A 12,713-nucleotide genomic window follows, 5' to 3' on the forward strand; every position below is an offset into this window, starting at 1 on the left:
CCGCAAGAGAGCGCTGACTGCGGGAGGGTTCGAGACGCTTGCAGAGCTAAAAGATAAGATTAATTACGAGATGGGGGTGTAACCATTCTCGTTTGAGGGAATTGTACGTACTAAAACATTTTATTTGCTACATACAGTTATGACTGGTATTCGTGCTGGCTCGTGTAACTATGTGGAAACGACGATCCGTGCTGGCGACTGGTGCAGCGCTGTCGATCGGAACCGGACTCGCTTCGGGAGGGGCCGGAGCAGCCGAGGTCGACGTGGACGAGCTTCCGGATCCGGATCGCGATCCGGGACCGGACGAAGACTGGCCGTCACACCGAGGCGATCCCGGTCACGCCAGATACGTCGCGGACGGCCACGAGTTCGACGAGGGAGCACTCGAGGCCGCGTGGTCCGTCGAGGGTGCGGGCGGGGATCCCGTCGCCGTCGCCGACGAGACGGTCTACGCGTCGACCGACGACGGCGTCGTCGCGCTCGACGCCGCGGACGGCACCGTCGTCTGGGCGAACGCGGACGTGGACGCGAGCGACCCATCGGTCGCCGGCGAGACCGTCTTCGTCACTGGTGACGAAATCGTGGCGCTCGACCGGTCGGACGGAAGCGTCCGCTGGAAGAGCGACTTCGATCCCGAGGCGGGGATCATCTGGCAGACGGTCGCCTACGGCGGCGTGTACGCCGTCGTCGACGGCACGCTGTACGCGCTCGAGGCCGACGACGGCTCGGTTCGGTGGAAGAAAGAATCGGTTGGCAGTGACGACGATGAGCACGAGTTCGTTGCGGCGACCGCCGCGGCGAACGGCGCGATCTACAGCGTCACGAGTGAAGGACCGATCGCTCTCGAGCCCGAGACCGGCGTCGAACTCTGGCGGACCAGAGGTTTCCCCGCCTCTTGGACCAGTGCCATCTATGCGACGTCGACAGCGGTCGGGTACGACGCCAGTGGCTCCCGGGAGGTAGGGTTGCACGATGCTCAAACGGGCGAGTCCGTCGACATCGGGTACGGACAAATAGCGTTCGGCGAGGAGATCCACGTCGGCGGTGGCGACTACGGGTACTCCGGCAGTTCGATCAACGGCGACGAATACAGTTGGAGTCTAGACGTTATGTACACGTACGGGCAAGCCGTCATCAGCGGCGAAACCGTGCTCGTGTATTTCACTCGGGACGGGGGCCCCCCAGATCCCGAGTGGCGGGACTACGACGAGGAACTCGTCGCCCTGAACAAGTACGACGGGTCCGTGAAGTGGGCGCTCTCGAGGGACGAGGCGCCGGTCGGATCGATCCGTGCGATTAGCGGCGAGACGATCTATGTCGAACACGACGGCGATCTCGTGGCGCTTCGCGAAGAAACCGACACGGACGACCAGCCCGACGAGAGCGACGAGAACGACACGGACGGCGGAAACGACGAGGGAGACGATCAGCAGGACGGCGAGGACAACAGCAACACGGGAGAAGACGAGTGCCCCTGTCCGGACGACGATCCGGCTGACGACAACGGCGGATCCGGGAGCGATGACAGCGGAACCGGGAGCGATGACAGCGGATCCGGGAAAGACGACGATGGATCCAGTGGCGACAACGGAGAGTCTGTCGATGACGATGACGGCGATATCGTGAACGGAACCGCCGGAAATGGGGACGCTGGAAACGAGACGGACGCTGGAAACGAGACGGACGCTGGAAACGAGACGGACGCCGAGAACGACACTGACGCCGACAACGTGCCCGGCTTCACGACCGGTGCCGGACTTCTCGGCGGGACACTCGGCCTCGAGTGGCTGCGCCGGAAGGCCGGCACCGACGAATCGACCGACGTGAACGAACCGTCTGAGTAAGGGACCCCGTCGGGCAAACCAGAACGAGATCACCGAACAACGTATCGGGATCCTCGCCTCGCCGTGTACGTTTTCACCGTGTCCGACGACCCGGATTCCCTGTACTGGGCGGTTATTGGACTTCGAACGAAGACGACCCAATTCGGCCGCTGACTCGAGTCGGGCCGCCCACGACGGCCTCCCTCTCGCACCTAGTCAGTCGTCGGCAGCGGTCGTCGATTCCGTCGACGCCGACTCGCTGCCGGGCGCCGGTCCGACCAGCAGTTTGAGCGCGATCACGGCGCCGAGGAGCGCGATTACCGCGAGCGTCGCGAACAGCGCCGCCGTTGTCGCGTGGTCCAGCAGGAAGCCCCCGAGGGCGATGCTGAGCGAGCCGAGTCCGAACATCCCGAGGTAGGTGTAGCCGTAGGAGAGCCCGCGGGCGTCCGGGGGCGTGTAGACCGCGACGGCCTCCTGGTAGAACGGTTCGATCGCGAACAAGGCGAAGCCCAGGACGGTACAGTACAGCAGGATCGACGCGACACCCATCGCGGACACCGGGACGAACGCGACGGCGATGATCGCGAGGCCGACGAAGACCACCACCAGCCCGCGGGCGACGGAGACGCGGCTGGTCAGTTTTCCGGCGACGTACTGGCCCGCCATCCCCGCAACGAGCAGCGCGACGTAGACGTAGTCGCCCAGCGAGAGTTCCTCGAGCGCGGCCGGCGGTTCGATCCCCTCCATCGCCGGGAGCCCGTTCAGGAGTTCCGGCAGGTAGGTGAGGACGCCGCGGTAGTAGAGGCCGACGACCGTGACGACGGCGAAGACCAGCAGGAAGGAGCCGGTGAACAGCGATCGGGTGTTCGAAACGAACTCGCCCGCGGAGAGCGCGTCGTTCGATCCGTCGGCGGCCGACCCGTCGTCCGCGACGGCCGCGGTCGGATCGAACCGGGCCCGGAGCCCGTACAGCGTGGCGAGCGCGCCGGGCACTGCCAGCGCGACGGCGACGACCCGCCAGTCCAGGACGAGCAACAGCGTCGCGGTCGCGAACGGACCGAGCGCGATGCCGACGTTGCCGGCGATGCCGTGCCAGGCGAAGACCGTCCCGCGCTCCTCGACGCCGGTGCTGATGAGCGCGAGGCCGGCGGGGTGGTAGACGCTCGCGGTGATTCCCCACAGGATCAGACTGACCGCGATGGCGTAGATCGACGTCGCGAGCGCGAGCGTGGCAAACGAGAGGCTCATGCCGACGAGACAGGCCAGCACGAGCCGTTTCGGTCCGTAGCGATCGGCGAGCAGTCCGGCCGGCAACGCGCCGATGCCGAACAGCGCGTAGCCGACGGCGACGACCACGCCGGCGGCCGCGATGGAGATCTCGAACGTCTCGAGCCAGACGACCAGAAAGATCGGAATGGCCAGTTCGAACCAGTGGACGGTCGCGTGGGCGAGCATCGCGAAGGCCGCGATCGATCGATCGTTGTCGTTCAGCGTCATCTCGTCGATCAGTCGATACCGACCGGTTCGCGTCCGGCTACTTCAGGACTCGGAAACGGGACGCGAACGTGTCTTAGTACCGACAGAAATTCGGGCTTCGGAAATCGATCGGTCGATCGAACCGAGACGGAAACCGCGGTCTCAGGGCGCGAGTTCGGTCGACGATTCCTCGAGGTCCGCGAGGATCTCTTCGGCGTGGTCCTCTGGCGTCACGTCCTCGTAGACCGCCTCGACGCGGCCGTCGGGGCCGACGACGTAGGTGTTGCGGAAGACGCCGTCGAACGTGTTGCCGAACAGTTGCTTCTCGCCGTAGGAGTCGTACAGCGTCGCGACCTCGCCCATCTCGTCCGAACAGAGGTCGAAGGCGAGGTCGTAGTCGTCGGCGAAGGACTCGAGGTCCGCGACGGGGTCGTCGCTGATCCCGACGACGTTGACGCCGCGGTCGTCGAAGTCGGGTTTCGCGTCGTTGAACGCGCAGGCTTCGGTGGTGCAGCCCTCGGTGTTCGCCCGCGGATAGAAGTAGACGACGAGCCGTTCGCCCTCGAAATCGGAGCGCCGGACGGTCTCGCCGTGCTGGTTGGGCAGTTCGAACTCGGGTGCTTCGTCGCCGACGTCGAGCATGGGGGTGGGTTAGCGACGGTAGATGTATGCGTTGTGGTTTCGGTCGGATCGGGTCCGTACACGAGAGAGATCGAGTACACCGCGCCCAGGCCGAGAAATGCTGCGGTGGCGCGCGCCACTGCGTTCGCGAGTGTCAGTTTGAACGCCCGAAGAATACGAGATCTGGGAAAATACGCTCCGGGCCTCGAGTCCGATCGAACGCTGTCAGGTTATTCGAGCGGTTCGGCGGCGTCCTGCTCGAGCAGCGGATCAGCGTTCTGTTCGGGGAGGGTGACGATATCGTCGGTCGAGAGGGAGTACTCGCGGTCGTCGACGCCGAGGATCGGGCCGACGTCGCGGGTGATCCTGACGGTGACGCGGTCGATGTCGGCGTCAGTATCCGTTGCACCAGCGCCGGAATCGTCCGGTGTGACACCCGCGGGCTCGGCCGGCGGCGCGTCCGAAGGAGCATCGGTCGGCACCGGCGGCAACTCTCCGGCCGCTTCGTCGTCGAGATCCGGTCCGTCCCCGCCCATGACGTCCGCGGGGGTCACGCCGCTCGAGTCGCCGGATCCAGATCCAGGTTCGGGAGCGGACCCGGGATCCGCGACCGGGCCGTCGTCGGCGTCCGCAGGCGGTTCCTGCGGCGGAACCGGCGGCGCGTCGTCATCGTCCGCGTCGGCGGGCGGCGCGTCGCGGTCGCCGGCGGTCCCGGGATCGGCTATCGGATCGGCTGCTGTCGGATCCGTTCCGGGCGCGGGACTCGAGTCGCTTCGCGTCGGATCGGCGGCGTCCCGCGGGTCGGCCGGTCCGGTTCCGGCCTCCTCACTCCCCGTCGGCGCTTCGGTATCGCCCGCGGCGGCCTCGGTGTCGACGCCCTCAAGGACGTCGAGCACGCGGGACTTGTTCGAACTGATGCGATCGACGAGATCGTCGAAGAGGTCGGCCTCCTCGGCGGTCAAGCCGTCGTCGTCGGCCGGCATCCCGGCCGCGGCGAGGCTGGCCTGTTTGACGAGTTTTCCCATCCGGCGCTCGTAGATGGCCTCGACGACGTCCTTGGCGGTCTCGATTTCGTCGGTCAGCCGACCGACCTCGGGCGAGGAGAAGGGGTCGTCGCTCTCCTCGGCGACGCGGTCGCGTTCGTCCTCTAAGTCGGCGATGTACTCGCCGACCTCCTGGTAGAACGAGGGGCGCAGATTCTGGAGGCTATCCTTCTGGCGCTCCTTGCTCTGGACCGAACGTAACTCGTCGAGATTCATTCTTTCTCCTTCTCCGCGCGGCCGCGTGCCATCAGAAACACGGCGACGTACTCGGGTAATGACTGGTCACCGTCAGTGACCGTAAAGCTATCTCCTCCGAGTTCGACCTCGCCGGGATCGGTCACGTCGACGGTGATCTCGTGGCCCCGGAAGGTGTCGGGGACGGCGTCGACCAGCGGATCGAACGCGTCGAGTTCGTCGCGCTCGAGGCGCACCGTCTGCAGGCCGCTGCCGCCGTGGAGACTGCCCGGGAGGCGGATCAGTCGGTTCGTGTCGGTCGTGACGGGTTCGTCGATCGGCGCGTTGTCGTCGGCGACCGCGCGCTCGGCGAACCGTTCGGCCAGCTGCGAGACCGCCGTGTGGACGGTGACGTTGCCGGCCGCCAACTGCTCGCGGTTGTTGCGCGCGGCGTTGAGCGTCGCTTCGGCCTTCCCTTCGCCGATTCCGTCGAACTCCTGTAAGCGCTCGAGGGCCGCGTCCTCTTCCATCTCGAGGAGCCCGTCGACGTACGCCATCAGGTGGGCGTGCGTGCGTTTACCCCAGCCGCCCTCGATCTCCAGCGTGCGGCGCTCGGTCGGCGTCTTCCGGCCCAGCCCCGCGACGGTCTCGGTCTCGACCAGGTGCTCGTACTCGAGGCCGATCCCGCGGACGTAGTCGACGATTTCTCGGCGGTGTTCCCGATCCAGGTGGAGAACGTTCTCGTCGCGCACGTGGACGTGGTAGCCGCGACCGCCGGAGAAGACGACCTCGAGGTCTTCGAAGCCGAAATCGTCCTCGAGAAAGTCGAGCAGCCGAAACAGGGCGTCCTTACACTTCGCGAGCATCTCCGCGTAGGTGTCCTCGCCGAGGGTGACGCTCGGCAGGTGGTCGGCGTCTAAGTCGAAGACGAGGTCCGCGGACTGCCAGTCCTTGGCGCTCATCGAACTCGCGCCGGGGTCGCGAAAGCGGCCCGCCGAGAAGTAGACGTGTCGCGGGCGCTTGCGGACGAGAAACTCCGAGAGGTCGCCTAACTCGAGTAGCGAACGGTGGCGAACCATCGTGGTATCGGGGCCCTCAGTCCACGGGATGAAGCCCCACTCGCGCTCGTTGGCCGCGGGCGGCGGCGTGATCTCCGTGCGTCGGTAGTGGTCGCGAAATCGCCCCCGCAGATACGCCCTCGTTCGCTCCTCCATACGACTCGAGTAGTCGTGGGTGGGGGCGTATAATCTTGCCGAATGTTCGACCCGATGGGAGGGAGTCCCGCGACCGGACGGGATGCGACTCAACTGACGATTGAGATCGCGGTGCGTTCTCAGCGGTGGGAAATCGAGCGTTACTGGACGTTCCTCGAGGAGACGTTCGAAGCTGTCGCTGGCGGTTCGTCGGCGTGTGTTCGTTGCGACCGTCGTCCGAGGAGACGACGGGACGATACCAGAGCGGAGTATCGATCGATCGCGGTCAGCGCCGCATCAGTTCCGAGATCTTGTCGGCGATGCCGACGTCGGAACCGAGTTTCAGGTAGTAGGCGTCCCCGCCGTCCTCGTAGTAGTCGTCGATGCGTCGTTTGATCTCGAACCCGAGGTGTTCGTAGAACTGGAGGGCGTTCTCGTTGCTCGTTCGAGCGTGACACGTGATGGTTTCGTGGTCCTCCGCGACGCGCGCGATCAGTTGCTTGCCGATCCCCTGCCCCCGCAGGTCTGGCGAAACCGCCAGAAAGAGGATGTACCCGTCTCGACGAACGGCCGCGAAGCCGACCAGTTCGTCCTCCTGGACGTAACAGTGAACCTTGGATCGACGATACGCGTCGGTGAAGAAGTCGTATCGCTGTTTGAGCACGCCTTCCTGACGGTTGATCTCCTCCTTCAGTTGCCAGGCTTCGTCGACGAAGCCGTCGCTCCCCGGCGCGACGACTCGACTGTCGATGTTGACGCTCACTGTCTGGGTCTACCATCGTCGCCAATATAATTCCACCGGCAGTCACCGATACGTAACGTCAGACGTCGGTACTATCCGCCGACAATTCCCGCTTCCGATCTCGCACGCCTTCGGACATCGCGTCCGGGCTGAAGTCAGTCGCGCGTTCCGATAGAATGTGACTGTCGTCGCTGCGTCCGCGACCGTCCACTCGGCTCGCGACCGAAACCGACGAGCATACCACACCGCCCGCCCAATCCTCGAGAAGCGATGACCAGAGCGCAGGGCGGACGGTTCGAACTCCGGGATCACACGGCTGACGTCGCAGTCGCGGCCAGCGGCGACGCACTCGAGTCAGTCTTCGCGGCGGTCGCCGACGGGCTGGCGGCCGCCTCCTGCGACGAGATCCCCGCGGAGTTGGGCGACCGATTCTCGCTCTCCGTGACCGCGGAGAACCGCGAGGCCCTGCTGTTCGACTATCTGGACGAACTGATCTACCTCCGGGACGTCCGCGCGGAACTCCCCGTCGATCACCGCGTCGAGACGATCGCGAGTCCGGAACGCGACGGCGAGGGCGACGAGAGCGGCGACTGGCACCTCGAGGCCAGCGCCCGCGGCGTCCCGCTGGCCGCGGTCGACGCTCGCGAGATCAAGGCCGTCACCTACTCCGAGATGCGCCTCGAGCGCCGCGGGGACGATACTGGGAGCGGGGACGAGGGCTGGGAAGCCTACGTCGTCTTCGACGTCTGATCGTTCGGTGATCGGCACCGGACGACCACGGACGGGAGTCGAGCGGGAACCGACCCGGCGATGAGTCTGCCGGGGGACGCATTTTGCTCGTGGCAATCGTAGCTTCAGCGATGGACGCTCCCCTGCGTCGACTCCCGACCGGTCGGGTCGTCGGTCAGGCGGCGCTCGTCGCGGCGCCCTTGGTCAGTGCGAGCGAGACGGCGCGCGCACACGAAGAGTACGTCGTCGACGAGAAGCGCGAAGTTGCCGTCGCCGAGTTCCTCCGGGAGTCGCTGACGGACCCCCTCGTCGTCGGACCGCTGCTGGCGGGCGCGCTCGTCGTCCTCGCGGCGGTCGGAGGTTACCTGGTCGTTCGCCCCGTACAGCGAGACGTCGCGGTGTTCCGAGCCGCCATGCGGGAGTACACCGCGTACGTGCCCTGGCTGCTGCGGATCTCGATCGGCATCCCGCTGATCGGGGCCGGCTTCGGCGGCTACCTCATCAGTCCCGCGCTCGGCCTCGAGGCGCGACTCCTGCAGGTCGCGCTCGGCTTCCTGTTGCTGTTCGGGCTGGCGACGCGGCTGGTCGCCGTGCTCACGCTCGCCGTCTACCTCGTCGGCCTCGCGATCGACTCGATCCTGCTGTTGCAACTCGAGTTCGTGCCCGGAACGCTGGCGATCGCGCTGCTCGGCGGCGGGCGACCGAGCGGGGATCACGTTCTCCAGCGGGTCGCCGGCACGCCGGGGACGGTCTACGGTCGGTTCGACCCGATCTACGACTACGCGCGCGAGTTTCAGACGCGGATCGATCCGTACCGCAGATTCCTGCCGACGATCGTCCGCGCGGGTCTCGGCTGCACGTTCGTCTCGCTGGGCCTGGGCCAGAAGCTCCTGCGACCCGGCATCGCGGTCGCGGTCGTCGACCGCTACGACCTGACCGCGGTCGTCCCCGCTGGTCCCGAACTGTGGGTCCTCGGCGCTGGCCTGTCGAAGTCGGTCTCGGACTCGCACTGTTATTTGGGTTCTTTACGCGGGCGAGCGCCGCGACGGCGATCGGCGTGTTCTCGCTCACGCTCTTCGTGCTGCCCGACGATCCGGTGCTCGCGCACGTCAGCCTCTTCGGACTGGCGTCGGCGTTGCTCATCACCGGGAGCGGCCCCTTCGCCGTCGACGGGTGGCTCGAGGGGCACGGGACCGACGAAGAGGCCGACGCACCGGATGCTGACGTACCGGATGCGGTGTGACCGTGCGGTCGCACGACGGTTTCGGCCGGACGATCCGGCGACGACGGTGGGAACAGCTAGCGATGCCGACCGGAGAGACGAACACCTTTCATCGATGGGGACCGATACTCGAGTATGACCACGTTCGACGCCGACGACATCACGCTCGAGAAAGTGCGTGAGTACGTCTGGGAGATTCCACAGGAGGGCGATATGCGCGCGCCAGCGCGGGTACTCGCCAGCGAGGCGCTGCTCGAGGAGATCAAGGAGGACAAGACGCTCGAGCAGATCACGAACACGACTCACTTGCCCGGCATCACCAACTACGCGATCTGTATGCCCGACGGTCACCAGGGCTATGGCTTCCCGGTCGGCGGGGTGGGTGCACTCGACGCCGAAAACGGCTGCATTTCGCCGGGGGCGGTCGGGTACGACATCAACTGCGGCGTCCGGATGATGCGGACGAACCTGACCTACGACGAGCTACAGGGCCGCGAGGAGGAACTCGTCGACTCGCTGTTCGCGAACATTCCGTCTGGGCTGGGCGGCGGCGGCGTCGTCGAGGCCGGCGTCGACACTGTCGAGGAAATCCTCGAACGGGGCGTCGACTGGGCCCTCGAGCACGGGCACGCCGTCGAGGAGGACCTGCTGCACTGCGAGGACGAGGGGATGCGCGAGGGTGCCGATGCCGACAAGGTCAGCCAGAAGGCCAAGGACCGCGGGAAGAACCAGATCGGCTCGCTCGGGTCGGGCAATCACTTCCTCGAGGTCCAGCGCGTCACGGACGTCTTCGACGGCGACGTGGGCGCGGCCTACGGCCTCGAGGAGGACCAGATCGTCGTCCTGATCCACTGTGGCTCCCGCGGGCTGGGCCACCAGACGTGTAACGACTACCTGCGCAAGATCGAGAAGCAACACCAGGGGCTGCTGAACCAGTTGCCGGACAAGGAACTCGCGGCCGCGCCCGCGGGCTCGCAACTCGCCGAGGACTACTACGCGGCGATGAACGCCGCAATCAACTTCGCGTGGGTCAACCGCCAGCTGATCATGCACCGCACGCGGCAGGTCTTCGAGCGAGTGTTCGATCGGTCCTGGGAGTCCATGGACATGCACCTGCTGTACGACGTGGCGCACAACATCGCGAAGAAGGAAACCCACGTCGTCAACGACGACGGCGACGAGCGCGAGCTCTACGTCCACCGGAAGGGCGCCACGCGGGCGTTCCCCGCAGGCCATCCCGAAGTCCCGAAAGCCTACCGCGACGTCGGCCAGCCGGTCATCATCCCCGGCAGCATGGGCGCCGGGAGCTACGTCCTTCGCGGCGGCGAGAACTCCATGGACCTCACCTTCGGTTCGACGGCCCACGGCGCAGGCCGGCTGATGAGCCGCACGCAGGCGAAAAGCGAGTACTGGGGCGGCGACGTCCAGCAGGAACTCGAGGAACAGGACCAGATCTACGTCAAGGCCCAGTCGGGCGCAACGGTCGCCGAGGAGGCCCCGGGCGTCTACAAGGACGTCGACGAGGTCGTCCGCGTCTCCGACGAACTCGGCATCGGCGACAAGGTAGCGCGGACGTTCCCCGTCTGTAACATCAAGGGGTGAACACGGCGCCGAACCGGTTCTGACGCCGAATCGCTTTTTCGGTCGATTTCGCTATCGAATCACGAGTCGCGGAGCGATTGCCGGGCGATCGAGCGGGCGGTCGAGACGTCGAGTTCGTCGAACGTGTCGTCTTCCTCGAGCGTCTCGATGACGGCCTCGACGGGTTCCGTGAACGTGAACATGAGGTGGACGCCGCTCTTGAACCCGCCGCTCGTCCGCTCGCTCTCGAGCACGCCGTACGTGCCCGCCTTGTTGATGTGGCTGTTGACGGTCTCTTGCGTGTAGACGTCGCGGTCGGTGCGCTGGCAGATCTCCCGGTACAGCGCGTAGACCGCCGGACTCGGGGCGGCCCCGTCGTTCACGTCGGCAACGACCGCGGCGGCGTACAGCGAGAGCTTCTTCTGGAGCGTCATTCCGCCGACCATCTCGAGCACGCGGTTCTTCACGACCGAATCGTTAGCCGCGTGGACGTGTTGCTCCGTGACGACCGTCTCCCCGCTCCGATTCGCGATTTCGCCCGCGTCGCGAAGCAGGTCGATCGCTCGCCGCGCGTCGCCCTCGTTTTTCGCCCCGTACGCGGCGACCAGTTCGATGACGCCGTCCTCAAGCGCTCCCTCTTTGAAGGCGTCGCGTCGACGGTTGAGAATCTCGATGAGTTCGGTGGCGTCGTAATCCGAGAAGTGGATACCCGTCGGATTGTACGAGCTATCGGTCCTGCTATCGAGATTCTCGCGGAATTTGGGATGGTTGGTGATCACGACCGTCGAGACGAGGGTGTCGACGTGTTGTTCGGCCATCACGCGGCTCAGACTGTAGAGCAATCGTGAATACGCCGGTTCGTCCTCGCCGACGCGACCGGTGAGCGCGTCGATCTCGTCGAGGATGAACACGAGCGCGTCGAAGTGGCGGTCGACGATTTCGTAGAGCCGAACGTACTTCGCGTCGGTGGAGACGCCCTTTCTCGGGATGTCCCACGCGACGCCGGCCTTCTTCGCGGTCTGATGGCCGAGTTTCCAGACGGCGCGATCCAGGGAGTGGGACTCCATCGTCTTGAAGTTCACAGCGACGAAGTCGAAGGAGATCTCGTTTTGCGTGGCGCGCTCTTTCACCTTGTCAGCGACCGCTTTCACGGTGAGGCTCTTCCCGGTGCCGCTCGGTCCGTAAAGCAGGAGATCCGGGGGCCGTTCGCCGTCGAGCGTGTCGCGAAACGCGCGCGCTTCGGCCGCGAGCTGTTCGTCACGGCCGTAGATCCGGTTGTGATCGACGATCGTGTTCGAGTCGACGAGTTGCTTGTTCTCGAAGACGGTTTTCCGTTCGCCGTCGAGGATACTATCCACGATAGACGAATCGGGAGACTGAGCCGGGCCATCGCCGTTCCCGTCTTCTCGAGCGTTCGATGGCTCGTGGTTCATTATCGACACTGTTCACTACGCTGTAATACCGCTTTCGAAATGAAGGGGTCGTGGTCGAAATGAAGGCGGTATAGTCGAAGTGAAGGGTCCGAAATCGAAATGAAGCCGAGATGTCGCCGGTATCGAAGCGATACGACCACCAGCGAAATGAAGGCACCGTTTTCGAAATGAAGGTCGGACGCCGACCGTCGCCGAAATGAAGACACCGTGACCGAAATGAAGCGCGGACGGTACCGTTGTCGAAATGAAGGCACCGTTTTCGAAATGAAACTGATCCGGAGAGCGAGCGGGAGAACCGAACCGGACCGTTCTCACACCGTAATCGAAATGAAACCGCGAAAGGGAGCGTCCGCCGGCCGAAGACCGGGGACCGTGATCGAAATGAAGTCTCAGAAGTCCCATTCGGATCCGGTGCTTTCGCCACCTAAGACGGGATTACGACCGGCATTCGGATTCGACGGCCGAATTTCATTTCGATTACGGTGTGTGAGGGTAGCTATTCTAGACACTCTTCTCTAGACCCTTGCTAGAAGTATTTCATTTCGAATACGGTGCGAGGGACGACCCGAACGGATCCAGTCTTGTTCCCCGCGGATGCGGTACGCTTTCCGAACAACCCGAGAACCGATCGACTCGAGGAAGTACTCGAGGCTCGGGAAGCGAACCGAGACCAGCG

Annotated in this window: 9 protein-coding genes and 1 pseudogene; 4 read left to right on the top strand and 6 right to left on the bottom strand. The window is 65.1% G+C overall.

The features are described from left to right. Positions 1–170 precede the first annotated feature (170 nt). Positions 171–1,844 (top strand): outer membrane protein assembly factor BamB family protein, encoded by a 1,674-nt coding sequence (locus C477_RS10815; RefSeq protein WP_008894527.1) that lies wholly within the window; start codon positions 171–173, stop codon positions 1,842–1,844. 195 nt (positions 1,845–2,039) lie between these two features. On the opposite strand, the gene C477_RS10820 is transcribed toward C477_RS10815, so the two are convergent. The 5 genes from C477_RS10820 to C477_RS10840 all read right to left on the bottom strand — a co-directional run bounded on the left by C477_RS10820 (position 2,040) and on the right by C477_RS10840 (position 7,093). Next, positions 2,040–3,320 (bottom strand): MFS transporter, encoded by a 1,281-nt coding sequence (locus C477_RS10820; protein ID WP_008894528.1) that lies wholly within the window; start codon positions 3,318–3,320, stop codon positions 2,040–2,042. Between the two features lie 141 nt (positions 3,321–3,461). Further along, the gene (gene bcp / locus C477_RS10825) at positions 3,462–3,941 is read right to left on the bottom strand and encodes a thioredoxin-dependent thiol peroxidase (RefSeq protein WP_008894529.1); all 480 of its coding nucleotides are present in this window, start codon (positions 3,939–3,941) and stop codon (positions 3,462–3,464) included. A 209-nt stretch (positions 3,942–4,150) separates the two neighbouring features. Beyond that, a complete protein-coding gene (locus tag C477_RS10830; protein ID WP_008894530.1) occupies positions 4,151–5,179 on the bottom strand; it encodes a hypothetical protein in 1,029 nt (342 codons plus the stop codon). Continuing rightward, entirely contained in the window at positions 5,176–6,351 is a 1,176-nt protein-coding gene (priS, locus tag C477_RS10835) for a DNA primase small subunit PriS (RefSeq protein WP_008894531.1), read from the bottom strand. The genes C477_RS10830 and priS overlap by 4 nt, the downstream gene beginning before the upstream one ends. A gap of 265 nt (positions 6,352–6,616) precedes the next feature. Beyond that, on the bottom strand, positions 6,617–7,093 hold the full coding sequence (locus C477_RS10840; RefSeq protein WP_008894532.1) for a GNAT family N-acetyltransferase: 477 nt from the start codon (positions 7,091–7,093) through the stop codon (positions 6,617–6,619). 249 nt (positions 7,094–7,342) lie between these two features. Between C477_RS10840 and C477_RS10845 the strand changes: the two genes are divergently transcribed. The 3 genes and pseudogenes from C477_RS10845 (at position 7,343) to C477_RS10855 (ending at position 10,625) form a co-directional block, all read left to right on the top strand. Then, positions 7,343–7,822: an archease gene (locus C477_RS10845; RefSeq protein ID WP_008894533.1), complete on the top strand. Its 480-nt coding sequence runs from the start codon at positions 7,343–7,345 to the stop codon at positions 7,820–7,822. A 110-nt stretch (positions 7,823–7,932) separates the two neighbouring features. Then, positions 7,933–9,044 (top strand): annotated as a pseudogene (locus C477_RS10850) (DoxX family protein). A 114-nt stretch (positions 9,045–9,158) separates the two neighbouring features. Next, on the top strand, positions 9,159–10,625 hold the full coding sequence (locus tag C477_RS10855) for an RtcB family protein (protein ID WP_008894535.1): 1,467 nt from the start codon (positions 9,159–9,161) through the stop codon (positions 10,623–10,625). Between the two features lie 59 nt (positions 10,626–10,684). Here C477_RS10855 and C477_RS10860 read toward each other — a convergent pair whose 3' ends face one another. Then, entirely contained in the window at positions 10,685–12,037 is a 1,353-nt protein-coding gene (locus tag C477_RS10860; RefSeq protein WP_008894536.1) for a Cdc6/Cdc18 family protein, read from the bottom strand. Positions 12,038–12,713: the final 676 nt, after the last annotated feature.

The sequence above is a fragment of the Haloterrigena salina JCM 13891 genome (genome assembly GCF_000337495.1).
In the GTDB taxonomy this organism is placed as follows: Archaea; Halobacteriota; Halobacteria; order Halobacteriales; family Natrialbaceae; genus Haloterrigena; species Haloterrigena salina.

Coding starts and splice junctions, on each gene's coding strand:
- bcp (WP_008894529.1), bottom strand. CDS start 3,941: ATGCTCGACGTCGGCGACGAAGCACCCGAGTTCGAACTGCCCAACCAG.
- priS (WP_008894531.1), bottom strand. CDS start 6,351: ATGGAGGAGCGAACGAGGGCGTATCTGCGGGGGCGATTTCGCGACCAC.
- C477_RS10855 (WP_008894535.1), top strand. CDS start 9,159: ATGACCACGTTCGACGCCGACGACATCACGCTCGAGAAAGTGCGTGAG.
- C477_RS10820 (WP_008894528.1), bottom strand. CDS start 3,320: ATGACGCTGAACGACAACGATCGATCGATCGCGGCCTTCGCGATGCTC.
- C477_RS10815 (WP_008894527.1), top strand. CDS start 171: ATGTGGAAACGACGATCCGTGCTGGCGACTGGTGCAGCGCTGTCGATC.
- C477_RS10830 (WP_008894530.1), bottom strand. CDS start 5,179: ATGAATCTCGACGAGTTACGTTCGGTCCAGAGCAAGGAGCGCCAGAAG.
- C477_RS10860 (WP_008894536.1), bottom strand. CDS start 12,037: ATGAACCACGAGCCATCGAACGCTCGAGAAGACGGGAACGGCGATGGC.
- C477_RS10845 (WP_008894533.1), top strand. CDS start 7,343: ATGACCAGAGCGCAGGGCGGACGGTTCGAACTCCGGGATCACACGGCT.